This window comes from Spelaeicoccus albus, assembly GCF_013409065.1.
Classification (GTDB): domain Bacteria; phylum Actinomycetota; class Actinomycetes; order Actinomycetales; family Brevibacteriaceae; genus Spelaeicoccus; species Spelaeicoccus albus.
In genome coordinates, this window is sequence record NZ_JACBZP010000001.1 from 1,465,739 (window position 1) to 1,489,783 (window position 24,045).

At 61.8% G+C, this 24,045-nt stretch carries 21 protein-coding genes; 18 read left to right on the forward strand and 3 right to left on the reverse strand.

All coding sequences use genetic code 11. The features are described 5' to 3' along the window. Positions 1–60 precede the first annotated feature (60 nt). From BJY26_RS06745 to BJY26_RS06800, 12 genes are all read left to right on the forward strand, one after another. On the forward strand, positions 61–1,023 hold the full coding sequence (locus BJY26_RS06745) for an ABC transporter permease (protein WP_179426786.1): 963 nt from the start codon (positions 61–63) through the stop codon (positions 1,021–1,023). 23 nt (positions 1,024–1,046) lie between these two features. Continuing rightward, the gene (locus BJY26_RS06750) at positions 1,047–1,964 is read left to right on the forward strand and encodes an ABC transporter permease (protein ID WP_179426788.1); all 918 of its coding nucleotides are present in this window, start codon (positions 1,047–1,049) and stop codon (positions 1,962–1,964) included. Continuing rightward, the gene (locus BJY26_RS06755) at positions 1,961–4,075 is read left to right on the forward strand and encodes an ABC transporter ATP-binding protein (protein WP_237248941.1); all 2,115 of its coding nucleotides are present in this window, start codon (positions 1,961–1,963) and stop codon (positions 4,073–4,075) included. The genes BJY26_RS06750 and BJY26_RS06755 overlap by 4 nt, the downstream gene beginning before the upstream one ends. Beyond that, a complete protein-coding gene (locus tag BJY26_RS06760; protein ID WP_179426790.1) occupies positions 4,072–5,202 on the forward strand; it encodes an NAD(P)/FAD-dependent oxidoreductase in 1,131 nt (376 codons plus the stop codon). Before BJY26_RS06755 ends, BJY26_RS06760 begins: the two co-directional genes overlap by 4 nt. 214 nt (positions 5,203–5,416) lie before the next feature. Further along, positions 5,417–6,841: an SLC13 family permease gene (locus BJY26_RS06765; protein WP_179426791.1), complete on the forward strand. Its 1,425-nt coding sequence runs from the start codon at positions 5,417–5,419 to the stop codon at positions 6,839–6,841. Positions 6,842–6,846: 5 nt separating this feature from the next. Continuing rightward, a complete protein-coding gene (locus BJY26_RS06770; RefSeq protein WP_179426792.1) occupies positions 6,847–7,647 on the forward strand; it encodes a serine hydrolase in 801 nt (266 codons plus the stop codon). Then, on the forward strand, positions 7,647–9,239 hold the full coding sequence (locus tag BJY26_RS19375; RefSeq protein ID WP_179426793.1) for an N-acyl-D-amino-acid deacylase family protein: 1,593 nt from the start codon (positions 7,647–7,649) through the stop codon (positions 9,237–9,239). Before BJY26_RS06770 ends, BJY26_RS19375 begins: the two co-directional genes overlap by 1 nt. A 277-nt stretch (positions 9,240–9,516) precedes the next feature. After that, complete coding sequence (locus tag BJY26_RS06780; RefSeq protein ID WP_218852302.1) at positions 9,517–11,511, forward strand: CocE/NonD family hydrolase; 1,995 nt, start codon at positions 9,517–9,519, stop codon at positions 11,509–11,511. A 46-nt stretch (positions 11,512–11,557) separates the two neighbouring features. Then, entirely contained in the window at positions 11,558–12,472 is a 915-nt protein-coding gene (locus BJY26_RS06785; protein ID WP_218852303.1) for an ABC transporter substrate-binding protein, read from the forward strand. A 65-nt stretch (positions 12,473–12,537) separates the two neighbouring features. Then, on the forward strand, positions 12,538–13,536 hold the full coding sequence (locus tag BJY26_RS06790) for an ABC transporter ATP-binding protein (RefSeq protein ID WP_179426796.1): 999 nt from the start codon (positions 12,538–12,540) through the stop codon (positions 13,534–13,536). Next, complete coding sequence (locus tag BJY26_RS06795) at positions 13,533–14,273, forward strand: ABC transporter permease (protein ID WP_218852304.1); 741 nt, start codon at positions 13,533–13,535, stop codon at positions 14,271–14,273. The genes BJY26_RS06790 and BJY26_RS06795 overlap by 4 nt, the downstream gene beginning before the upstream one ends. A gap of 1 nt (position 14,274) precedes the next feature. Continuing rightward, complete coding sequence (locus BJY26_RS06800; protein ID WP_218852305.1) at positions 14,275–14,928, forward strand: ABC transporter permease; 654 nt, start codon at positions 14,275–14,277, stop codon at positions 14,926–14,928. Between the two features lie 9 nt (positions 14,929–14,937). Here the strand turns inward: BJY26_RS06800 and BJY26_RS06805 are convergent, their stop codons facing one another. Next, positions 14,938–15,075, reverse strand: coding sequence for a hypothetical protein (locus BJY26_RS06805; RefSeq protein ID WP_179426797.1), 138 nt, complete (start codon positions 15,073–15,075; stop codon positions 14,938–14,940). Positions 15,076–15,267: 192 nt separating this feature from the next. On the opposite strand from BJY26_RS06805, the gene BJY26_RS06810 reads away from it, so the two are divergent. The 6 genes from BJY26_RS06810 to BJY26_RS06835 all read left to right on the forward strand — a co-directional run bounded on the left by BJY26_RS06810 (position 15,268) and on the right by BJY26_RS06835 (position 22,218). Continuing rightward, positions 15,268–15,912 (forward strand): PadR family transcriptional regulator, encoded by a 645-nt coding sequence (locus tag BJY26_RS06810; protein WP_179426799.1) that lies wholly within the window; start codon positions 15,268–15,270, stop codon positions 15,910–15,912. 18 nt (positions 15,913–15,930) lie between these two features. After that, positions 15,931–16,731 carry an ABC transporter permease gene (locus tag BJY26_RS06815; protein WP_179426801.1) on the forward strand — a complete coding sequence of 267 codons (801 nt, stop codon included), beginning with the start codon at positions 15,931–15,933 and terminating at the stop codon, positions 16,729–16,731. Then, positions 16,728–17,507 (forward strand): ABC transporter ATP-binding protein, encoded by a 780-nt coding sequence (locus BJY26_RS06820; protein WP_179426803.1) that lies wholly within the window; start codon positions 16,728–16,730, stop codon positions 17,505–17,507. Before BJY26_RS06815 ends, BJY26_RS06820 begins: the two co-directional genes overlap by 4 nt. After that, entirely contained in the window at positions 17,504–18,505 is a 1,002-nt protein-coding gene (locus BJY26_RS06825; RefSeq protein WP_179426805.1) for an aliphatic sulfonate ABC transporter substrate-binding protein, read from the forward strand. Before BJY26_RS06820 ends, BJY26_RS06825 begins: the two co-directional genes overlap by 4 nt. A 38-nt stretch (positions 18,506–18,543) precedes the next feature. After that, on the forward strand, positions 18,544–19,980 hold the full coding sequence (locus BJY26_RS06830) for a sulfatase family protein (RefSeq protein WP_179426807.1): 1,437 nt from the start codon (positions 18,544–18,546) through the stop codon (positions 19,978–19,980). 147 nt (positions 19,981–20,127) lie between these two features. Beyond that, the gene (locus BJY26_RS06835) at positions 20,128–22,218 is read left to right on the forward strand and encodes a DUF4838 domain-containing protein (RefSeq protein ID WP_179426809.1); all 2,091 of its coding nucleotides are present in this window, start codon (positions 20,128–20,130) and stop codon (positions 22,216–22,218) included. A 158-nt stretch (positions 22,219–22,376) separates the two neighbouring features. On the opposite strand, the gene BJY26_RS06840 is transcribed toward BJY26_RS06835, so the two are convergent. Together BJY26_RS06840 and BJY26_RS06845 are read right to left on the reverse strand one after the other, a co-directional pair. Next, positions 22,377–23,120 carry a DUF4352 domain-containing protein gene (locus BJY26_RS06840; protein ID WP_179426811.1) on the reverse strand — a complete coding sequence of 248 codons (744 nt, stop codon included), beginning with the start codon at positions 23,118–23,120 and terminating at the stop codon, positions 22,377–22,379. A gap of 187 nt (positions 23,121–23,307) precedes the next feature. Then, entirely contained in the window at positions 23,308–24,045 is a 738-nt protein-coding gene (locus BJY26_RS06845) for a copper homeostasis protein CutC (protein ID WP_179426813.1), read from the reverse strand.

Here is a 24,045-nt window from a genome sequence, read left to right on the forward strand (position 1 = left end):
AGCCGTGGCGGGCCAACCGCCCGGCTCCGGGATCTCGCTCGAGATCAAAGGTTAAAGCACATGTTGCGCTACATCGCCCGCCGAGTCGCGATCGCCATTCCCATGCTTCTCGTCGCGTCATTCGCCATGTTCTCTCTCATCGCATTGTCGGGTGATCCGCTGGCGCAAATTAAGGCGACCGACCCGCCGCCTCCACCGTCCTCCATCAAGTCGCTCGAACACCAGCTCGGCTTGGATAAGCCGTTCTTAATCCGTTACGTCCTGTGGTTGATCGGATTCGTCCACGGCGATTTCGGGCAGTCGATCCAAAATATCGACATCTCGAGTCAACTGGCATCCAGGCTGGGTACGAGCATGCGGCTGATCATCGGAGCAATCGTGCTTGCCGCCGTGTTGGCCATTCTGGTCGGTGTAGTCAGTGCCCTTCGGCAATACGGCAGCCTGGACAACGTTTTGAGCATAATCGTATTCGTGGCGCTGGCTGTTCCCGTGTTCTGGTTGGGAGCTCTGTTGAAGAACTGGGCAGTTTCTTTGAACGAATCAGTCGGCGCGACGATTTTTTATACGGTTGGCGACGGAGCTCATTCGGGAGTGACGGGTATCGCCATCCTGGGGTTCATGATATTGCCGGTTATTGCCTTGACCGCGAACATCTTTGCGTCCTGGAGCCGCTACGTGCGCGCGTCGATGATTGAAGTTCTCGATGCCGACTACATGAAACTCGCCAGGGCCAAAGGGCTGCGCAAATACCAAGCAGTGTGGCGGCACGGCCTTCGTAACGCATTAGTGCCGTTCGTGACCATCGTTGCACTGGACTTCAGCTCTTTAGTTGGCGGCGCGGTCGTCACGGAGACGGTATTTCAGTGGCGCGGGATGGGCGATTTCCTATTGTCTGCAATTCGCAATCTCGATGTGAACATCATCATGGCCTGGTTGATGATATTCGCCAGTGCGACGATTCTATTGAATCTCCTTGCGGACATCGTTTACGGCTTCCTCGATCCTCGAATCTCCCATTCGTAACTGCCGGTAAGGAAGATGACCTGATGAGTTTTACAAAGCCACCTGTCGACGGAGGCCCCGCGACGGAACCGATTGCCGCGCCCGTATCGCGTGTGCCGGCGGTGGTACGTCGGTTCCTCGGCCGGAAAATATCCGTTATTTCGCTGGCGGTATTCGTCGCCATATTGCTGTTCGCGTTCGTCGGCCCACACTTCTGGAAATACTCGTTCGACGTCTATACTCCGGACAACTCGCAGCCGCCATCCTTGAACCATCCGTTCGGCACCGACAGCACCGGCTACGACACACTTGCACAGGTGATGCGCGGAACTCAACGGTCAGTTCAAATTGCGCTGTTCGTCGCCCTCGTGGCGACTGCAGTTGGATCTGTGATCGGAGCGGTTTCCGGCTATTACGGCAAGATCGTCGACGCCGTCACCATGCGGTTCGTCGATCTCGTCCTGATGTTTCCGTCCATCGCTGTGGCCGCAGTTCTGGCACATCAATCTCTGGGAAGCAAGACAACGTGGCTCACTATCGGCTTGGTGCTCGCACTGCTGGCATGGCCAATTGTCGCGAGGCTGGTCCGATCGACGGCTCTACAGCTAGCCAAACAAGAATTTGTGCTTGCAGCACGCGGAGCCGGAGCAAGTGATCTGTCAATTATCGTGCGGCATATTATTCCGAACTCGATGGGCACGATCACCGTTGCCGTCACGGTGTTGACGGCAACCGCGATCCTGTCAGAGACGTCCCTTTCTTACCTAGGGTTCGGTGTGCAGCCGCCGGACACCTCGCTTGGCCTCTTGGTCGCCGGAGCACAGTCGGCCGTGGTCACTCGGCCTTGGATCTTCTATTTCCCTGGAATATTCATCATCTTGGTGGCGCTCACCGCCAGTTTTATCGGCGACGGACTGCGCGCGGCTCTCGATCCGCGTCAAGGCTCAGGAGGTCAGAATTGACAGAAGCAATCGACTCTCACGACTCCGACGCTCGGGTAGCCCACGGCGAAGCGATGCTCACCGTGCGGGATCTCGAGGTGAAGTTTGGCGGTACGCACCGCGAAGTTTCGGTCGTCCGGGGGGTGAGTTTCGAGATAGACCGGGGCGAGACGCTTGGAATTGTCGGTGAGTCCGGTTCAGGCAAGTCGGTCACCGCCACCGCGATCATGGGACTTCACGGGGCGAATGCCTCGATCAGCGGTTCGGTGAAGTTGGATGGTAAAGAACTGCTGGGACTCTCCGACGCCGGGATGAGCAGACTGCGTGGGTCGAAGATTGCAATGATCTTCCAAGACCCCATGACTTCGCTAGATCCCGTGCAAAAGATCGGTGTGCAAGTTGTCGAAGCAGTGATGTTGCACCGCCAACTCAACCGGAAAGAAGCAGAGGCGGAGACACTGAGGCTTCTTGAGCTTGTCGGAATACCCGATGCCTCTCGTCGAATCTCCGACTATCCACACCAGTTTTCTGGTGGAATGCGTCAGCGCGTGGTGATTGCGATCGCGATGGCAAACAACCCCGATTTGATCATCGCAGACGAACCAACAACCGCTCTTGACGTAACTGTCCAAGCCCAGGTGCTCGACGCGTTGAAGCGGGCGCAAGAACATACGAACGCAGCACTGATCTTGGTGACTCACGATCTCGGTGTCGTAGCTGGGCGCGCCGATCGGATCATGGTGATGTACGCCGGCAAGGCCGTCGAAACAGGCGAAGTCGATGAGATTTTTTACCGCTCACGGATGCCCTACACGCGCGGTCTGCTGGCTGCCTTGCCGCGAATAGACGTCCGTGATCGACGATTGACGCCCATACCGGGATCACCGCCTCAGCCGGCGACACTCACGGGTAGTGCTTGCCCTTTTGCAACGCGGTGCGACTTCGCTGCAAACCTGTGTCTCGAGAGCGAGCCGGAGCTGATTGACGTCAACGATGCACAGCACAAGGCTGCCTGTCACTTCGCACTCGACCAAGACGTCCTTCCAGCATATGAGTCACGGCCCCGCGAAGAACCGCCTCAGGCTCGAGATGCGACGCGACCCGAGGAGGCCGACGAATCCGAGCCCATCTTCCGTGTTTCGAACTTGACCAAGGATTTCCGAGTCAGGCGCGATTCGGCTGTGGTGCGGGCCGTCAACGATGTGTCGTTTGCAATTCGCGCCGGCGAGACTCTAGGACTGGTTGGCGAATCGGGATGCGGAAAATCGACGATAAGCCGTGCTGTTGTCCGCTTGGACGATCCGACCTCGGGGACTGTGCATCTGGGCGGTCAAGAATTAACAGCGATGTCTCGATCAGTGCTCAGGCCACACCGTCGACGAGTGCAAATGGTGTTTCAAGACCCACACTCATCGTTGGACCCGCGAATGAGCATCGAACAAGTATTGGCCGAACCGCTACGACTCGCAGGGTATTCACGTAGCGAAAGACGCGCACGAATCATCGCCCTGCTCGAAGATGTGGGCTTGCCGGCGGAGTCGGCATCAAGGTATCCACACGAATTTTCCGGTGGACAACGGCAGCGAATCGGTATTGCGCGTGCGCTGGCAACAGACCCCGAGCTTCTAGTCCTGGACGAACCGGTATCCGCACTAGACGTGTCCGTCCAGGCCGGTGTCATCAATCTGCTGAGCGATCTGGTTGACGCGAAGCAGCTCGGATACTTGTTCATCGCGCACGATTTGTCGGTCGTTGCGCATATCTCGACGAATATCGCTGTCATGTACCTCGGTCGTATTGTCGAATACGGTGCGAGCGGCGACATTTTCGACTCGCCGCGGCACCCGTATACGAAAGCGCTAATATCTGCGATTCCCATACCCGATCCGGTCAGGGAACGTGCGCGGGAGAAAGTCGTTCTGCGTGGCGAAGTTCCATCGCCGCTCGATCCACCATCGGGATGCCCATTCCGAACGCGATGCCTGATCTATAACCAAGTACTCACAGCCGACCAACAGACGCACTGTGCCACCGAGGTCCCCAAGCTTGAACCCGACGTCGGCTCCCACGAAGTCGCCTGTCACTACCCAGATTTGTATAGCCAAACCACGACAGAAGAGGTTGAAGGATGAAGATTGTTGTTATTGGTGCTGGATCCGTCGGCGCACACGTCGCGTTCCGGCTTTCGAAGGAAGGAGCGGATGTCGTTCTCGTCGACTCTGTGGTCCCCGGCCAGGGCACGACTGCTTCCTCGATAGCTTGGCTCTCGCAGTTTCCGCAGACGTCATGGGAAGAGGAACCCGGTAAGGCGAAGTTGCGCCTTGAAGTCGATGAATTGTTCCGTCAGGTGGAAAGCGAAGTCCCGGGTAAATATGTGGAATGGCCGGGAACACTGCTTTGGGGCCATGCTCACGAACGGGCCGACCTCAAACAAGCCGCCTCAGTGTCGAAGGGCAAGGGCGTCGACGTACGCCTGCTCGATGCACAGGCTGCTCGAGACGTTGACGCCAATGTAGCCTTGGCCGACGACGAACTCGTGTTTTGGGAACCAGGCTCGGGATGGGTTGACGGGCCGGAGGTGGTACGAGTACTTGTCTCGGCCGCTGTCGATCTGGGAGCCGTGCTCAAGACCCAGACGACTGTCGTCGGCATTCGCACTGCAGGAGGAGCTGTTCAGGGCGTTGACACCAGCAAGGGTGAGTACATCGAATGCGATGGTGTGGTCAACGCCGCCGGTAGCTGGGGATCGCACATTGCGGCTCTCGCCGACCTGGCCATTCCTTTAGACCTCATTCCGGGACGTATCGTGTACACGGCCGCTGTTGAGAACTTGCCGAAAGTCATTGTCAACGGACCGGAATGGTGTGCTCGTCCGGATCCGTCCGGCGGCCTCGCGGTTCATTGGCGAGGTGGGCCCCAAGAACCGGGACACGGAAGCAACGTCCGGACGGCGGATGAGGTCATCCGAGAGATTTCGTATGTAATCCCTGCTCTCGAAGGAACCTCCGCGGCTCGAACGAGCATCGGGATTCGCCCTATTCCGCCGGGTGGGCCGATAGTGGGTGCATTGCCGTGGCTCGAAAATTTTTACTTCACGCTGTCCCATGGCGGTATCGGCTGGGGGCCGATGTGGGGCAAAATGGCTGCTCTCGAACTCCTCCACGGAGGCACGAACGACAACTTGGCGGCCATGCGCCCCGAACGGTTCTACCTTGACCCGGTACCAATTGGCCGGTATGCAGACGACGCCGAGCAGTAAACCCGACGAACTCGCCGCGTCGTAAGTTCCGGCCGAGACTGTGTTGTGTTTGCGGTTCCATATAAGCGCGTTCTTGACACGATTCACCATGGGTGTGAAGTATAAGACAGTACGCATTTCTATTCATCCCCATGAGACGTCACGCGGCTGAGCAATCGCTTCCTGACGACAGTTCGCTTCCGGACTGATTGCCCGCCCCGTACCCAGGAGAACCATGAGCGCCACCCAGCTCACGTCGTCCGAAATCACCACGCACCCCAGGCAAAAGACCGCGAGCCTCATCGTGTTCGCCGTCGGCATTGTCATCGCCATCGTTTCGGCACTGACCTTGCCGCACGCCGGCCTGCTCGGCCTCGTACCGATTGTCATGTATTCGGTCCTCACGCTCATGAACACGGACGTCGTGCTGGCAACCGTCGCGTCGTTGCTGGTCGCCGTGATCATGACGCGTACCGGGCCGATCGCGCTCGGTACTCAAATGGCCACGTCGCTCGGCTCTTTCGTCGCGGTGATCGGCATGATCATCATGCTAGGGGCCGGGCTTGGCCGGGTCGCCCAAGACACCGGCGCGGCTGAACGGCTCGTGCGTTTCGTGATGGACAAGGTGGGCCTGAAGACGCCCACTCGTGTTCAAACCGGCCTCATGATCGCCTCGCTCATCCTCGTCGCCTCGCTCGGCACTCTCGCCGGAGCAAACGCCGTGTTAGCGCCGATCGTGATCCCCATCGCAGGACGCGCCAAGTGGAAACCGCCCGCCGTGGCTGCCATGTTCCACTCGGCCGGGGCCGCCGGGCTCATGGTCGGGCCGTTCACTCCGCCTGTTGTCGCAATTATGGGCGTCACGCACCTGACGTACGGCACTTACCTCCTCCATGCCGGACTGCCGATCGCTGCGCTGACCTTCGTGACGGGATTCATCATGTCCCGCATCATCCAGCGCCTGGCTACCCAGCAGTACACCGAGGCCGACCTCAACCTCGGCGACCAGGACAAACCCACCAACAAGCACGCCGGATTCGCCGCCTGCGCCATGTTCGTGGTGCTCTTCGGCCTGACGATCTTCGGCGTCTTCGTGCACGCCGACTACACGTTCGCGCTCATCGTGATGATCTGCACCGCCGCAGCCGTCGGCCTGGCCGGCCGGATGGCGCCCAAGGACGTCGTCGGCGCCGTCTATCAGGGCGCCAGCAAACTGATCTGGCTGTTCTTCCTCTTTTGGCTCCTCGACCCGATGCTGACCCTCATAGGCAAAACGGGTGCGTACGACGCCGCATTCCACGGCCTCAAACCGTTCTTGTCCACCGCCGGTCCGTTCGTCTTCCTGCTGCTCCTCATGCTCCTCGGGTTCCTGCACACGATTCCCGGAGCCGCAGCAGCTCAAGTCGTACTGGTCAACAAAATCTTCGGCGGCCTCGCCGTCACTTTGGGAATCCCGATGGGCAGCTGGGCACTTTTGATGCTGGCCATCGCCCAGGTCGACCAGCTCGGACCGACACCCGGCGCCGATATGATCGGACAAATGGGTCTCGCTCGCTCCGACAGCGTGAAGTACATGCTCTACAACGGCTGGGGCATCATGGCTACCAACTCGATATTGATCATCGTCATCTTCTTCTTCACGACACTGCACATCCATTGAGGCCAATGACTCCCGACACGCTTGCACACATCATTCGCGACCACGCGCGCGACGGGGAGTCCGTCTCCGTCGCCATCCAGGTCGAACCAGAGACGTGGATCGATTATCGAGCCGACGAACGCCTCCGCTCGGCCTCGCTGATCAAGGTGCCAATCATGATGACGATTCTGGACGCCGTCCGGCGCGGCGCCATCGCACCGGACCAACAGGTACCGACTCCGGAACCGGCCGGCGGCAGCGGCGTATTGCAAAACCTGCAGCAGCGACCCTATTCGGCCCATGACCTGCTCACGTTGATGATCGTCGTCAGCGACAACATGGCCACCAACGCGCTGATCGACTTCGTCGGTATGCCCGCCGTCAACGAATGGTCGAAGCGTCTTGGTCTCGTCGACACGACTTTGTCACGGCACATGATGGACGGCAAAGCCGTGGCAACCGGGCACGAGAACTTCACATCGGCCCGCGACATGGCGATGGTTCTAGGCGCCGTGTCGACCGGCCGGGTTCCGGGCTCGGACGACGCGATGCGCATCCTGTTGGGCCAGCAGTCAACGGGCGGCCTGCCCGAGTACCTGCCGGACGGCTGGTTGCTCGCGCACAAAACAGGGGAGTTGGACGGCTTGCGCCACGACGCGGGGATCGTGACGACCGACTTGCAGCACAGCGCCACGGTCGTGGTGATGTGTGACGGCTTTCGCGGCACCGATGGGCCGGCGCGCGCCTCTTCGATTATCCGTGCGATTGGGCGTGGGGTCTATGAGCATCTCGCGGCGGGCAGCGGTCTGGCGGACGGGCGGGCCTGATGTCGCAACTCGACACGGTGATCCGAGGTGGCACCATCATCGATGGAACCGGCGGCGACCCGGTTGTGGCGGACGTCGGACTGGCCGGTGGCCGGATTGCGGTGATCGGCTCGGTGCCCGCTGCCGATGCGCGCGAGGTCGTCGACGCTGCCCGGTTGTGCGTGGCGCCCGGATTCATCGATTTGCATTCGCACGCGGATCTGACGATTCACGGCGCCCCGGCCGCCGAGACGTATTTGCGGCAGGGCGTGACGCTGCTGCAAATGGGCAATTGCGGGTTTTCGCCGTTCCCGATGGGCGCCACGGCCGGCGCAGTGGACGCCTTGCGGAGCAACGTGTCGGTTCTGGCGACGGGGCTGCCGTGGGATTGGACGGATTTGGAGACGTTCGCCGAGTCGGTGACGTCGCGGCGTCCCGGGATCAATTTTGCGGTGCAGGCCGGCCATCATGCGATCCGGCTGGCGGTGATGGGTGCCGAGGACCGGCGCGCAAGCGAGGCCGAGCTCGCCTTGATGGGCTCGGAGGTGCGCCGCGCGGCGGACGCCGGCGCGACCGGCGTATCGTTCGGGCTGATTTATGCGCCCGGAAGCTTTGCCGACAAACGAGAGCTCGAGGCGGTCGCGCGGGCTGCTGCCGATTGTGGGCTGCTGGTGTCGTGCCATATTCGCAATGAGACCGATCACGTGCTCGACGCGGTCGATGAGATCCTGGACGTCGCGTCCAATTCGGGTGCTCGCTTGCAGATTTCCCACGTGAAGGCGATGGCGGAGCCCAATCACGGCAAGGTGGCCCGCGCCATCGAGCACATAGAATCCGCGCGCCGCGAGGGCGTCGATGTGGCCACGGACGTGTATCCGTACACCGCGTCGTCGACGACGTTGACGTCGCGGCTGTCGAACTGGGCGATGAGCGGGGGAGTCGCGGAGCTGCTGCGCAAGCTTGGCGACGATTCCGCCCGAGCACGCGTCGTCCGGGAACTGGGTACGCGGATGCGTGAGGACGTGAATCCGGACGGCGTCGTCATCGCCGACATCGGCAACGGGCCGGATCGGTGGGTGATCGGTAGATCGCTGACCGAGATCGGCAGGGAATGGCGGATATCGCCGGAGGAAGCCGCGATTCGCGTCATTGCCGATCATGAGGGATCGGTGCAGATCATCAACCACAGCATGAGCGAGACGGACATCGAGTCGGCTCTTGCGTATGAGCACTGTGCGGTCGCCAGTGACGGGTCGCAGCTGGGCGCGGACGGAACCGGGGTGACGCATCCGCGGAGTTTCGGCACTTTCCCGCGAGTATTGTCGCGGTACGTGCGCGAGCGGGGCGTGTTGAACCTGCCCGAAGCCGTCCGTCGGATGACGTCGTTGCCGGCGTCGCGCATGCGCCTGGCCGGCAGGGGAACTCTCGGTGTCGGTGCCCACGCCGACGTCGTCGTCTTCGATGCCGGCACCGTCGCCGACCGGTCCACCTATGTCGATCCGTGGCAGCTCTCGGTCGGCGTGCGCGACGTGTTCATTGGTGGCCGGAAGGCCGTCGTCGGCGGCGAAGTGACATCGCTACGGGCCGGACGATTCGTGCGCGGCGGTTCGTAAAGGGCTTCTGCAAACTCGTGTGCGATCAATGCGTCCCGCACCCCCTCGAGTGGTGGCGAGTGGCTGCGAAATCGCCGATTTCGCAGCCGCTCACCACCACTCGAGGGCCGCTGCGTGGGTTTCTGTTCACAGAGTGGGACATGGCCTAACACGTGTTGCACGCCATACGCGGCCTCGGTAACGTAAAAAAGCGCCGAGCGTGTTTGATATTTGCCATATCCGCTCGTCTATAGGCTATTTGCCATCAGTTCAACCCGCGAAGGAGATGCACGGATTCGTGTCAAAAACACCGTCCCCCGTCAAAACACTGCGTGACGTTTGGATCCCGATGGAGGACGGATGCCGGCTGACGGCACGGATCTGGCTTCCCGACGACGCCGAGACCAACCCTGTTCCGGCCGTACTGGAATACATCCCGTACCGGCGCGGCGACGGCACGGCGGCCCGCGACGCCTCGATGCATCCGCACTTTGCCGCCGCCGGCTATGCAGCGGTACGAGTCGACATGCGCGGCTCCGGTGACTCGGACGGCGTCATGCTCGACGAATACGCCGCCATCGAACAGTCCGACGCGCTCGAAGTGCTCCGCTGGCTCGCGGCCCAGCCCTGGTGCACCGGCCGCGTCGGCATGCTCGGCAAATCCTGGGGCGGATTCAACGGACTGCAAGTCGCCGCCCTCGCGCCGCCCGAGCTGCAAGCGGTCGTGACGGTCTGCTCTACCGACGACAGGTACGCGGACGACGTCCACTACACCGGCGGCTCACTGCTCGCCTCCGAAATGCTTCCCTGGGCGTCCACGATGCTGGCGTGGAACGGCCGTCCGCACGACCCGGCCACGGTTGGTGACGACTGGGAAGAACGCTGGGTCGCCCGGCTTGACCAGACGCCACCGTACGACGAGATCTGGCTTCGTCATCAGCTGCGCGACGACTATTGGAAGCACGGCTCTACCGGTGAGGACCCTGCCTCGCTCACCGCGCCCGTGCTCGCCGTCGGCGGACTCGGTGACCCGTACCGCGGTGCCGTGTTCCGTCTGCTCGAAACGCTCGACGCGCCCGTGAAAGGTCTCATCGGCCCGTGGGCCCATAATTACCCGCATCAGGCGAGTCCCGGCCCGGGCGTCGACTTCGTCGGGGAGGCCCTGCGCTGGTTCGACAAGTATCTGAAGGACATCGACACCGGCGTGGCTGACGACCCCGACCTGCGCATCTTCGTGCCCGACGGCAATCATGCCGCAGGCAGCGACGTCGACCGCGCCGGACGTTGGGTCGGCGTCCCTGAATGGCCCGGCCCGGCTGTCGAGATGCAGAGCCTTCCGCTGGACGGCGGGGCGCCCGACAGCGACGGTATCGAAGCCGTGATGAGAAGCGACGCGCCGATCGGCAGCGCCGGCGGCTCGTGGCTGCGCTTCGGCGATCCGACCGGCGACCCGGTCGACCAGCGCGGCGACGACGCGCACTCGTACTCCACGACGTTTGCGCCGCTGGGCGCCGACCTCGACGTCCTCGGGGTGCCGGCCGTGCGTCTCCGCGTCTCCGCGGACAAGCCGGTCGCTCAGCTCGCCGTCCGGCTGTGCGACGTGCACGAGGACGGAACCTCCGAACTCGTCACCGCGGGCCTGCTGAATCTCACCCACGACGCCGCGCACGAGACTGCCACCGACCTCGAACCCGGTCAGCAGTACACCGTCGAGGTCCCGCTCGTCGCGACGGCGCACCGGTTCCTCGCCGGACACCGCGTTCGCGTCGCCGTGTCCGCCGCCTACTGGCCGTGGGCGTGGCCGTCGCCGGAGATCGTGCAGATCACTGTGCACTCGTCCGGCGACAATGCGCTTCAGCTGCCCACGCTCGACGGGGGACAGGTCACCACCCCGACGTTCGGGCCGATCCGCGAGGACCCGCAGACGAGCTACACCGTCGAATCCGACCGGTTCGAGCGCGACGTCACCCATGACCACGCGACAGGGCACGTCACGACCCGGATCCGCACCGACTCCGGACGGTTCACCGACCACGCCGACGGGCGCTACCTCGAAGGCTGGTCCGAGGACGTGTTCACCGCCGACCCTGCCGACCCGCTCAGCGCAGCCGTCGAATGCCGGCGCGAGGAAACCGTCGGCCGTGGGAACTGGGAGACCGTCGTGCGCACGCGCAGCCGCATGTCGGCCGATGCGCACGAATTCTTGCTCACCGACCACCTCGTCGCCGAGAAGAACGGCACCGAAGTATTCCAACGAACCTGGGAGCACCGCATCCCGCGCAATCATGTCTGAGGAACGGGACAAAGCGACTCGACTTCAGAAACCACCGGGCACGCCGGTGCTCTCTCGGCGCCAACTCGTGCGCGCCGCCGCTATCGGTGTGGCCGGGGCGGTGCCGCTGGCCGTCTCCGGCTGCGCGGGCGCGACAAGCACGAGCAAGCGCGGCGGGATGATCACGATCGGCACGAAAGAGTTCACCGAGGAATGGGTGCTCGGGGAGCTCTACGCGCAAGCGCTGGAAGCACGCGGATACCAAGTGCAGGTGAAGAACAACATCGGGTCGACCGAGATCATCGACCGGGCACTCAAGGCCGGCCGCATCGACGTCTATCCCGAGTACACCGGCGTCGTACTCCAGGTGCTCGCAAAACGCAGCAAGCTGCCCAAGACCGCGCACGAGACGTATCGGCAAGCCAAGGCGTTCGAAGAACGGCGCGGCATGACAATGCTGCAGCCGACCCCGTTCCAGAACAAGGACGCCGTCGCCGTCACCAAGGACTACGCAGAGAAGCACCACTTGAAAACGGTGGCGGACCTGCGCAAGCTCGGCACGATCTACTTCGGCGAGTACCCGGACAATATCGAGAGCAGTACCGGCTACTCGGGCCTCGTGAAGACGTACCACCTGCCGAACGTCAAAGTGAAGTCGCTGAACATCGGACTGCAGTACAAGGCGCTCGAGAAGGGCGCGATCCAGGCGGCCGACGTGTTCACCACGGATCCGCAGCTGGCCAGGTCGAACCTCGTTCTACTGACGGAGCCAAAGAACTTGTTCGGCTTCCAAAACGTGGCCCCCGTCGTGCGCAAGGACGTCTACCACCGGCATCCCGCCGAAGTCTGGCACACTCTGAACGCCATCGATGCGCTGCTCACGGTGAAGGCCGCGCGAGCGATGAACCGGGCGGTCGCCGTCAACAGACTCTCGCCATCGCAGGTGGCAAAGAAGTTTCTCCAGGTCAATCAACTCCTCTAGCTCATCTCCTTTAGCTGCCGGGACCCGATGGGGCGCCGCGCAGGATTCGGAAGGGAACAGAATCCATGGCAGACACGGTTACCGACGAGGCTGCGGAAATCGTCTTCGACAACGCCACGAAGAGATACGGAAACGCTGACACCGCAGCGCTCGACCAGCTCAGTCTGACGGTCCACGCCGGAGAGATCTGCGCGCTCGTCGGCCCGTCCGGCGGCGGAAAGACGACCGCTTTGACGTTAGTCAACCGGATGGCCGACTTGACGAGCGGCGATATCCGTATCGGCGGCACGAGCATCAATGACCTCGACCCGATCTCGCTGCGCCGCGGCATCGGGTACGTCATTCAGCAGACCGGGCTTTTCCCCCATATGACCGTGGAAGCCAATATCGGGCTTGTTCCGAAGATCCTCGGCTGGGACGCTCGCCGAACCTCCGCACGCGCGCACGAACTTCTCAGCATGGTCGGCCTCGCCCCGGCGGAGGACATGGCCGCCCGCTATCCGAACCAGCTCTCGGGTGGTCAGCAGCAACGAGTCGGTATCGCCCGGGCGCTCGCCGCCGACCCGCAGGTGATGCTCATGGACGAGCCCTTCGGCGCGCTCGACCCGATCACGCGGGTCAACCTGCAGGACGAGTTCCTGAAATTGCACGCGAAGATCCGCAAGACCGCGCTGTTCGTCACGCACGACATCGACGAAGCGATCAAGATGGGCGACCGGATCGCCATCCTTCGTGAAGGCGGGATCCTTGCCCAATGTGACACCCCGGAACGCATCCTGACCGCACCGGCCGACGACTTCGTCCGCGAATTCGTCGGCGCCGATCGCGCGCTGAAGCGACTCGCGCTCTTGAAAATCGCGGACGCCGAACTCGATCCACTGGGCGACCCGCCACCGACCGGGTGGCCAACCGTCTCCAGTGACGCGTCGCTGCGCGAGGGGCTCTCGGAAGTTCTCGCGCACGGGGCGGACGGACTCGTCGTCCAGACCGACGGCCGTCCGGTCGGACTGATGCCGATGCAGAGGCTGCGCGATGCAAGCGTGACCGCGGGAGCGTCCTCGTGACCTACCTGCTCGCCTCCGGCGTGCTCGCCGCCGCGAAGCCGGTGATCCCCGACTACGGGACGGCGACGCCGTGCGTGACGCACAACGGCATGTTCTGCACGTCCTGGTTCCTCCACCAGTGGCCCGACGTGTTCGGCCCCGCTCTCGTGCAGCACATCATGCTGACGGTGATCGCCGTCGTGATCGGGTTCATCCTCGCATTTGCCGCCGCAATCTACGCCTACCGGCACAACTGGGCCGGGCCGCCGTTTGCGGGTATCGCCGCCTTTCTCTACACGATTCCGCCGCTGGCGTTGTTCGAACTGCTCGTGCCGCTGACCGGCCTCAGTACGCTCACCGTCGAGATCGCTCTCGTCGCCTACACGCTGCTTGTCCTTTACCGGAACGTCCTCACCGGACTGCAGGAAGTGCCTCCCGACATCAAACGCGCCGCAATCGGGATGGGGCTCACACGCACACAGATCCTCTGGCGGGTCGAACTGCCCATGGCGGTGCCGGCAATCGTCGGCGGCCTGCGGATCGTGACGGTACTGACGATCAGCCTTGCCACCATCGCGGCGTTCGTCGTGGACGCCGGCCTCGGCGCGCCGATCCTCAAGGCGCTTCAGTCCCCGTTCAACACGCAGTTCATCGGTGCCGGCGCGCTCGCCGTCCTCCTGGCGCTCGCCGCGGACGGACTGCTTCTCCTGCTCGGGCGAGCACTCACGCCGTGGGCCCGATCCAGAAAGGCATTTTGAGATGGACGTCCTGACCTTCATGTCCAGCCACTTCTCGCTGCTCGTGTCCAAGACGGGCGAGCATCTGGAGTTGTCGATCGCGGCATCGATCATCTCAATCGTCATCGGCGTACCGATCGGCGTGTGGCTCGGACACATGCACCGTGGCGAGTTCATCGCCGTCACCGTGTCGAACATTGGACGCGCATTGCCGAGCCTCGCCTTGATTGCCGTGTTCATCGGCGTCGTCGGTCTCGGGTTCAAGAACGTGCTCATCGCGCTCGTGATTCTGGCAGTGCCGCCGATCCTGACCAATGCGTACCTCAGCGTCGAACAAGTCGTTCCGGACATCGTGCGCGCCGGTAAGGGGATGGGGCTGACCGGCAGACAAGTGCTGTTCAAGGTCGAGCTGCCGCTCGCTCTGCCGCTGCTGTTCGCCGGCGTGCGGACGGCCGTCGTGCTCGTCGTGGGAAGCGCAACCCTGGGTGCCGTTGCCGGCGGCGGCGGTCTCGGCGACATCATTCTGCGCCAGGCCGCCTACGGGCTCAGCGGCGTGATCGCCGGCGCCATCTGGGTTGCCGCTCTCGCCATTCTCGCCGACGTGCTGCTGTGGGGCGTGCAGAAGCTCATCACCCCGCGCGGGCTGCGTTCCCAGCAGGTCACCGCCATCGTGTGAGCGCTCACTTCACCGAGTGGTGGCGAACGGCTGCGAAATCGCCGATTTCGCAGCCACTCGCCACCACTCGGCGAAGCGCTGCAGCCGCTCGCCACCACTCGGATGCGCAACCACCACACCGGCGCCCAGGACAATCGCGCCGGCCACGTAGAACTTTTTTCACTATGCCCAAGCGGCCTTAGGTCGGATGTGTGATCTCGGGATTTCGAACTAGTACCGAGTAATTGTTCTGCTCCAATACAGCTGAATTGCGGATATTTTTCCGCAGTCTATTGACGAGTGATTTAAATCATGATTGAGTCAGCTATACCCAATCGGCTATAGCAAAGGAGCTCAGGCATGAAGAACGACTTCACGATCCTGGGCCTGTTGGCTCGTCAACCCGCCACCGGATATGACCTCGGAAAATGGTTGAAGGACGAGGGAATCTTTCTCGGTCGCAAACCGAGCATGTCGCCCATTTACCGATCGCTGAACGAGCTTCTAAACCGGGGATGGATCGCCAGCACAACCCAGCATCGCGACAACGCGCCCGACGGCAAGGTCTACAGCTTGACCGATGCCGGGCGGGACGCTCTCGTTGCGTGGGCCAAAGAACCCTATGAACCCGCGCCACGCCCGATGGACCCGCAATTCATCGTGAAGCTCAACTTCGCAGGCCAGCTGGGAATCGAATACGCGCTGCCCATCGTCAAGACCGAACTCGAATACCGGAAGCGTCAACGTGTCGCCGAAGGAGGTCCGTTTCATGGAAGCCGCTCGTCCAGCCCCATCCCGGAGATCGACAAGACGTGGCTGGCATTCATCGAATGGCTCACACACGAGCGCGGCTACGCGTCGACGTCCCTCTATATTTCATGGCTCGAGACGGTCGAGCGTGAACTCACCCTGATTCGCCGCAATGGCGGCGTCGTTTCCCGACTGTTCGACCCCGACTGGTCACGGGAACCCGAGCAACAGGCATCAGACACGGTCGAAGACTGACGATTGTAGGTATCATCCATGACCGCAACCATCGCGCCCACCGACGAGTCGTCGGCAAAGACGAGGCGACCGAGATCGAACAAGTTCTCCACCATCAGCGTCGTGTCGGTATTCGTCGGACTGGGCCTCTGGTGGCTCGCATCGATCCTCAACCCGACGACGCTTTCCAGTCCGCTCGACGTTGCCAAACGCCTTGTTGAGCTGGCCGGTGACGGAACGCTGTTCACGAATATCGCCGCAAGCCTCGGCAGGGTCTTTGCCGGCTTCGCCATCGGCACCGTGCTTGCGATCATTGTCGGTTTCGGCATGGGCTGGTATCTCGGCGTCCGCGCCGCTATTCAGCCGTGGATCCAGTTCTTCCGCGTCATCCCGCCGCTTGCCATCATCCCGCTCGCGATCGTGCTCATGGGCATCGGCGAGACGCCGAAGATCTTCGTCATCACGCTCGCCAGCTTCTTGGTGTCGGTCATCGCCACCTACCAGGGGGTCATCAGCGTCGACAAGACCTTGATCAACGCCGGACGCGTTCTTGGCACCAACGACTTGACGATCTTCCTCAAGATCGTGGTGCCGGCGTCCGTGCCGTTCATACTTGTCGGTATGCGCCAGGGCCTCGGCGCCGCGTGGGCCACCCTGGTGGCCGCCGAACTGATCGCCGCGCAAGACGGTCTCGGACACATGATGCAAAAGGCGCAAACCTACTACGACCTGGACACCATCTTCGTCGGCCTCATTGTGATCGGAATCCTCGGCCTGCTCATGGACCGGATCCTCTTGTGGGCCGAAAAGCGACTCACCCAATGGCAGGAGCGCCGATGAATCACAAGATCGCTTTTCAGAACGTCAGCTGCATCTACGAACTGAACGGCTCGTCATTCACGGCCGTGCACGATGTCAGCCTGGATATCGCCGACAACGAATTCATCACGGTCGTCGGGCCGTCCGGCTGCGGCAAGTCAACGCTGATGAACATGGCTGCCGGGCTACTCGAACCGAGCGATGGCCGGGTGGCCGTCGACGGGAAGACCCTGACCGGACCCGGACCGGATCGCGGAGTCATCTTTCAGCAGTACGCCCTCTTTCCCTGGCTGACGGTGCGCAAGAACGTCGAATTCGGCCTCAAAGTGAAGAAGCTGCCGAAAGACGAACGAGACCGCCGCGTCAACGACGTGCTCGAACTCGTGGGACTCACCAAGTTCGCCGATGCCTGGCCCAAGACACTCTCCGGAGGTATGAAACAGCGCTGTGCCATTGCCCGCGCTTATGCGGCCGACCCATCGGTGCTGTTGATGGACGAACCGTTCGGCGCCCTCGATGCCCTCACGAGGGTGAAGATGCAAGAGCAGCTGCTCGACACGTGGACCAAGGACAAGCGCACCGTCATGTTCATCACGCACGACGTGGAAGAAGCCGTGTATCTGGCGAACCGGGTGATCGTGATGGCGGCGAACCCCGGCCGCATCCAAGAGATCATTACCGTCGACCTGCCCTATCCACGCACTGAAGAAATCCGGCTCTCGCGAGAATTCGCCGACCTGCGCAACCAAGTATGGAACGCCGTGTATCACCACGATTCAAAGGAGAACGCATCATGAACACGAAACCCTCTCGCCGATCCATCCTCATCGGTGGCGCCGCGGCCGCGGTAGCGCCGCTGTTGGCGTCGTGCGGCGGCGACTCGTCGTCCGGAAACAGCAGTAAGAAATCGATCAAGGCAACTGTCGGCTATATCGCTGACGGCAACGGGACGTCCACGGTGGCCGTGGCCGACAAACTGAAGCTTTGGGACAAGCACGGCATCGACGTCACGATCAAGGAATTCACCGACGGGCCCACCCAGATCCAGGCACTGGGCACGGGCGACCTGCAATTCGCCTACACCGGGCCCGGGGCGTTGTGGCTGCCGATGCAGGGCAAGGCCAAAATTGCCGCCATCGTCAGCCTCGGCGAGGCCGACCGAATCATCGGCCAAAAAGGCATCACCAGCATCAAAGACCTCAAGGGCAAGACGGTTGGCGTGCCCGAGGGGACCTCCGGCGACATGCTGCTGAGCTTGGCCCTGAAGAACGCCGGCCTGTCCGATGACGACATCAAGAAAGTCACGATGGACCCGCCGACGGTGATTTCGGCTTTCCAATCCGGAAAGATCGACGGTGCCGCCATTTGGTATCCGCATGTCGCCACCATCAAAAAGCACACCCCGGGCACGGTGGAAATAGCCAAGAGCGCCGATTTCCCGGATTTGAACTTCCTGTCGACCTATATGACGGGCACGGACATGGCGGACGAGAATCCGGAGCTGTTGAAGCGCTTCGACGCGTTGGCCAAGGAAGCCAACACGTGGAAGCGCAAGAACAGCGACAAGATGGTGTCGGTGCTGAAGAAGAAGCTCGACGCCCCGGAAACGGCGTTGCGTGAAGAGCACAAATACATCAACGTGCTGCCGACCGACGAAATCGTCCAAAAAACCAAGGACGGCACGATCGACACTTGGCTGAAGACGTTGAACAAGCAATTCAAAGCTATGGGCAAAGTGCAAGACATCGCCGATCCCAAGGACTATTACCTTGGCGACGAATACGTGAAGGCCTGATCCAAACCGACTCGCGCCCGAAAAGGAAGTAGCAAGAAGTGACAACAGCGTCGGCCGATCGGCCCAACATCGTCTTCATCATGTCCGATGATCATGCGGCGCATGCGATCTCGGCATACGGCAGCAAGGTGAACGAGACGCCGCAGATCGACCGGCTCGCCACCGAAGGCGCCCGCATGGATGCCGTGTATTGCACGAACGCGATCTGCTCGCCATCGCGCGCATCGATCTTGACGGGCACGTACAGCCACGTCAATAACGTGCCGTCGATCTATTCGGAATTCGACCACCGGACGCCGACGTACGCCCGTGTGTTGCGCGAAAACGGGTACGCGACTGCGCTATTCGGTAAGTGGCATCTCGGGCACACTCAGGAAAGCTTGCCGCGCGACTTCGACGAATGGAAGATCTTTCCGGGGCAGGGCGAGTACCACGATCCGGTGATGATTTCGGACGCCGGCGAAGAGACGGTGCCCGGATACGCCACGGACATCGTCACGGACCTGAGCCTGGCTTGGCTTGGCGAACGGGCCCCGGACGAGCCGTTTTGCTTGATGATTCACCACAAGGCGCCGCACCGGCCCTGGGTACCGGACGAGAAACACAAACATTTGTACCCGGTCGGCAGCATCCCGGAGCCCGACACGTTGTTCGACGACTACGCGACGAAGAGCCGCGCCGTCCATGAAGCGAAGATGACGATCGCCAACGATTTGAAGGCCGACGACGTCAAAGAAGAGCTGCCGGAGCATTTGCGTGGTGCCGAGTCGACGGTGGAGCGCACGCGCTGGAACTACCAGCGGTACATGCGCGATTATCTGCAATGCATTCAATCCATCGACGATAACGTCGGCCGTGTGCTCGACTACTTGGACGAGCACGGGCTCGGCGAGAACACCATCGTCGTTTACACATCGGATCAGGGATTCTTCCTAGGCGACCACGGCTGGTACGACAAGCGGTTCATTTACGACGAGTCGCTGCAGATGCCCTTCCTGATCCGGTGGCCGCGTGAGATTTCGGCAGGAACCCGGGTCGACGACATCGTCACGAATGTCGACTTCGCCGCCGCTTTTCTCGATATGTGCGGGCTGGACGACTCGGACGTGCTGCCGACCTCGCAAGGGCGAAGCTTCCGATCGGTGTTGCAGGGTCGGACGCCGGATGATTGGCCGGAGTCGATGTACTACAGGTATTGGGAGCACGACGACCCGGAACATCACGCCTGGGCGCACTACGGCGTCCGGACCAAAACGCACAAGCTCGTGTACTTCTACGCCGACGGCCTCGGCACGGTCGGGGCGGCCGACACGTCGTACGAGCCCGAATGGGAAATGTACGATCTCGTTGCCGATCCGCAAGAGCTCAACAACGTTGCCGATGACCCGCAGTATGCCGAAATCCGCGCCGATTTAGAAGCCGAACTCGCCCGGCTGCAAAAGTATTACCGGGACGAACCGTACGAAGGTAGGTAATTCATCACAATGACCGTAGCTCGTCGCACTTTCCTAGCAGCCGCCGGCACAGTCTCAGCGGTTGCCACCCTTGAGTCCCCACTTGGAAACCCCGCGCACGCTAGCCCCGGAGTATCCGGCCGCCACCACCACGATGGATTCGACCTGATGCACGGTCGCGGTCGTGTTGAATTGCAGTGGTGGGGATCGGACATCGGCCAATTCGCCGCTTCCGAGCTTGCCGATTACGTCAAATCGATGACCGGGACGAGAATCCATACCTCCCGTGTGCCGGCTCCGTCCGACAAACCCGGCACCGCGCATTCCGGAATTTTCTTGGCCCGCGGGCACGTCGACAGGACGAAACGCGCACGCTGGATATCGACCGCGAACGAAAAACTGGATTCTAAACCGGACGACACCTACATCATTCAGTCCGCCGCCGGCCACGTCGTGCTCACCGGAGCCGGTGAGCGCGGCACGTTGAACGCGGTGTATTCGTTGCTCGAACAACTCGGCGTGCACTTTTTCGCCCCGGAATTCGCCTTCTACCAGGGCAACTCCGAACGCGTGCCGAGAAAGTCGCGCTGCGTCGTCCGCGCTCAGTCAACTCTCGTCGAACCGAAATGGCCGATCCGACGCAAAGACGTCGAAGAGGGATTCAGTTTGAGCAAGGGCCACATCGTGGCCCTCGTCGACTGGATGGCCAAGCACAAACTCAACTATCTCGTGTTTCCGTACGACTACTACGCGATCGGCGTCACGCGCTACGACGACTTCCGTGAAGTTCTGGCGCCCGAACTCGCCAAGCGCGGGATCAAGATGGAAGTGGGCGGACACGGCTACGACTCGTTCTTGCCGCCGGAGAAGTACCCCCAGTTCTATACGAGCGATGCGTCGGTGTTCGACGTGCAGAACCAGGACGCCGTCGACACCTATGTGAGCAATGTGGTCGATTACCTGGCGGACCGGCCGGAGATTGCCACGTTTGATTGCTGGCCGCCGGACGGCGGTACGTGGCCGAAGGCGGCGTTGTCCAAATACGGCACCGCAACGAATGCGGAAACCGTGGTGGTGAACGCCCTGGTCGCGGCGCTGAAGAAGGCCGGGATCAGCACGCGCGTCGAACGCATCGCGTACGCTGCGGCGCTGGAACCGCCGACGGGCTCGTATGAATTCGATCCGGACGTGCTGATCGACTTCGCCGCGATCGGCCGCACCTACACCGTGCCTTTCGGCGATCCCTCGAATGAGACGAACGCGAAGTTCGCCAAGTTGCTCAAAAAGTGGATATTCCTCCATCAGGGCGATGTGGCGATTTACGATTATTCGCGTCGCTATCGCTGGCGCGGCTTGGGCAACCCGATCGACGTGATTGCCGCCGATGCGGCGTACTACCACAAGGTCGGAGCGCAGGGCACCGAAAGTTACGCCGAGGCGGGGAACTGGCTGCAATTCGAGGCCGAACACCTGTTTACCGCGCAGAGCGCCTGGAATCCCACGCTGAGCGCGGACGAGTTCCGCAGCGACTATCTGCCGGCGCGGTTCGGGCGCGGCGCACATGACGTGGCACGCTACCTCGGGCACACGTCTGCCGATCCGGACCAGCTCGGGGCCGATGGCGGTGGGACCAAATTCCGTCGCCAATATCGCGCCGCCTTGTCCGACATTGTGGCGGCGCAGCACGCGGTCGGGCGCAATCGTTCGGCGCAAAACATCCTCGGCCTGTTGAAGTCCGGCGTCCACCTATCGCTGGCCGATATCGACATCACATACGAGGCTGACAATCCGAAGCGACTCGAACGAGCACAGCGCAGATATCGTGTGTTGACGGAAAAATACCGGTTTAGCGGCATTCAGCTGGAGTGCACTTACCAAACGAAACGGTATGGATTCACGCTTGGCCGGGAAGAGACCGCGCAGCGGTATCGATCACCGGCGTGGGGTTACTTGCGTGAGTGGTCGCTGACCTGCAGGGCCGGCGAATCGACGCCCCTGGTGGTCGTGGCGCAGCCCGTGGACTTCGACCGCCATCGCATCCGGTGGGAGCTGGATCTGCCCGACGCCATCACGTCGTCACGGGCCTCCGGCCGCTTGGACATCATTGGTTCCCGGGCCGAACACGCGCCGTGCCGAATCACGGTCGGTCCGAACGTTCCTGCCGGCACGTACACGATCGGCGTGACCTTTTACGAAGTCGGCGACCGAAACGGAGGAACGAAGCTCGGTACCGACGAGGCGACCTTGACCGTGGTCTGATCCGTCGCCGTATTAGCAGTGCTGATCATATGCGGTTCTATCCTCGAATGCGCTCCTCGTTATGACCGCTGCTCGGGTTTAACGCGGGCAAGTGATGAGCCCCGCCCGAGACGATCCATGGGGCGGGGCTCATTGCTGCGATGTTGATCGGTCGATCGTCAGGTCAGCCTGACTTTGACCGGGTCGCCAAACATGGAGCCGCTGAACAAAATAAACTTCGGGGTAACGCTTTTCGGAACGTCGAATATGAGCTTTCCCTTAGTCGTGTTACCAGGGTTGATTTCCTCCAGAAGGCCATTGGAGTCTTCAAGTGCGATAGCCGCGTCGTCGTCGGCACTGTATTTCTTACCGTCAGCATCGACAAGCTTCTGGTCGTCACCCCAAAAAGTTTCAGATTCGTCGCCGATATTCTTCACGTCTACAGATACGACAATGTACTGCCCATCGGCAGTTTCCTGCCATCCGGAAGATCCAACTTTATGGACACCGTCTTTGACCTCAGTAACCGTGAATTTGAAATGACCGCTTTTGACGGAGTCGCCCTGTTTCACGACTGCGACATGTTCGATTTCATGAGACACGTCACTGCTCGACGAAGCGGAATCTCCGCCGAAAGCGTCGTAAATCGAAATTGTAAAAGTTAGCGCGATGATGAAGCCGATAGCCCCCATAGCCGTTCCCGCAATCGCGAGGCCACGTGGGCGGTATTTAATAATTAAGCCGATGACGCCAAAGATTATTGCCAAAGGGCCTAACCCGAACGAAACAACGCCGACAAATGGTATGAATCCAAAAAGTAGTGCAAGTAAGCCAACGACGAATGCGGTGACGCCCCACGGATTTCCCCGTTTGACCGGTGCAGGTGCTGGTGGCGGAGCAGGAGCGTAGGAAGGTGCGGACACGGGGGTTTCCAATCGTTTTCAGATGCGGTAGTTGTCGCTTCAACTATACGAGGGAGTGTATGACGTGAACATAACGGAAGCGAGAAGAAGCGATAACGTATCGAGTTTTCAGCGTGATGTGCATGACTTTGTGGCATGTGGGTGTGACTGATGACGGTGGTAAGCACCGCTATTTGAGAGAACGAGACTAGCGAGTGACGTTCTCAAGGGCCGCGCGGGCCGACCGGACCGTTGCGGCGTCCGTGACGAAATAGGAATCGCCCGAGTCGGCGGCGCCGAGGCTGACGTTCGTCCGCCGCACTCGCTCCGTGCGCAGCTTTGCGGACATGTGTACGGCGTCCGCGCCGGCGCCGATCACGGGCTCGAGCGTCGACGGCGTCAAGCCGCCGCCGGCCATGATCCCGACACCGCGCGCCTCCTCCGACATGCGCGCGATCGCCGCGGCTCCGTCGACGGCGGTGTCCGCGCCGCCGGACGTGAGCACCTGGTCGACTCCGAGATCCGCCAGACCGCCCACGACCTCAATCGGGTCGGCCGCGTGATCGATCGCCCGGTGGAAGGTGATGCGAACAGTCGGTGCGACATCGCGGGCGGCAGCGACGAGCCGCCGAGTACCCGCGGCGTCAAGCGACCCGTCCGCCTGCAACGCGCCCAACACGACACCGGCGACCCCTGCGGCTGCCAGGCACCGTGCCTCCCGCTCCATCGTGCGAAGCTCCGATTCGTCGTAGACGAAGTCTCCGGGCCGGCAGCGCAGCAAGGCGAATGTCGGGATCCCGGTCTCCACGGTGAGCGCCACCGCTCCCTCGGATGGGGTGAGCCCGCCGAGTTCGAGCCCGGTACACAATTCGACCCGGTCCGCGCCGTTGTCCCGTGCCGTGCACGCCCCTTCCGGCGACGTGACGGCGATCTCCAAGTCGACCAT

What these genes read in the sequence shown, in the direction of transcription:
- BJY26_RS06745 (WP_179426786.1), top strand. Translation starts at nt 61, where the DNA reads ATGTTGCGCTACATCGCCCGCCGAGTCGCGATCGCCATTCCCATGCTT.
- BJY26_RS06750 (WP_179426788.1), top strand. Translation starts at nt 1,047, where the DNA reads ATGAGTTTTACAAAGCCACCTGTCGACGGAGGCCCCGCGACGGAACCG.
- BJY26_RS06760 (WP_179426790.1), top strand. Translation starts at nt 4,072, where the DNA reads ATGAAGATTGTTGTTATTGGTGCTGGATCCGTCGGCGCACACGTCGCG.
- BJY26_RS06765 (WP_179426791.1), top strand. Translation starts at nt 5,417, where the DNA reads ATGAGCGCCACCCAGCTCACGTCGTCCGAAATCACCACGCACCCCAGG.
- BJY26_RS06770 (WP_179426792.1), top strand. Translation starts at nt 6,847, where the DNA reads ATGACTCCCGACACGCTTGCACACATCATTCGCGACCACGCGCGCGAC.
- BJY26_RS19375 (WP_179426793.1), top strand. Translation starts at nt 7,647, where the DNA reads ATGTCGCAACTCGACACGGTGATCCGAGGTGGCACCATCATCGATGGA.
- BJY26_RS06790 (WP_179426796.1), top strand. Translation starts at nt 12,538, where the DNA reads ATGGCAGACACGGTTACCGACGAGGCTGCGGAAATCGTCTTCGACAAC.
- BJY26_RS06800 (WP_218852305.1), top strand. Translation starts at nt 14,275, where the DNA reads ATGGACGTCCTGACCTTCATGTCCAGCCACTTCTCGCTGCTCGTGTCC.
- BJY26_RS06810 (WP_179426799.1), top strand. Translation starts at nt 15,268, where the DNA reads ATGAAGAACGACTTCACGATCCTGGGCCTGTTGGCTCGTCAACCCGCC.
- BJY26_RS06815 (WP_179426801.1), top strand. Translation starts at nt 15,931, where the DNA reads ATGACCGCAACCATCGCGCCCACCGACGAGTCGTCGGCAAAGACGAGG.
- BJY26_RS06820 (WP_179426803.1), top strand. Translation starts at nt 16,728, where the DNA reads ATGAATCACAAGATCGCTTTTCAGAACGTCAGCTGCATCTACGAACTG.
- BJY26_RS06825 (WP_179426805.1), top strand. Translation starts at nt 17,504, where the DNA reads ATGAACACGAAACCCTCTCGCCGATCCATCCTCATCGGTGGCGCCGCG.
- BJY26_RS06835 (WP_179426809.1), top strand. Translation starts at nt 20,128, where the DNA reads ATGCACGGTCGCGGTCGTGTTGAATTGCAGTGGTGGGGATCGGACATC.
- BJY26_RS06845 (WP_179426813.1), bottom strand. Translation starts at nt 24,045, where the DNA reads ATGGTCGACTTGGAGATCGCCGTCACGTCGCCGGAAGGGGCGTGCACG.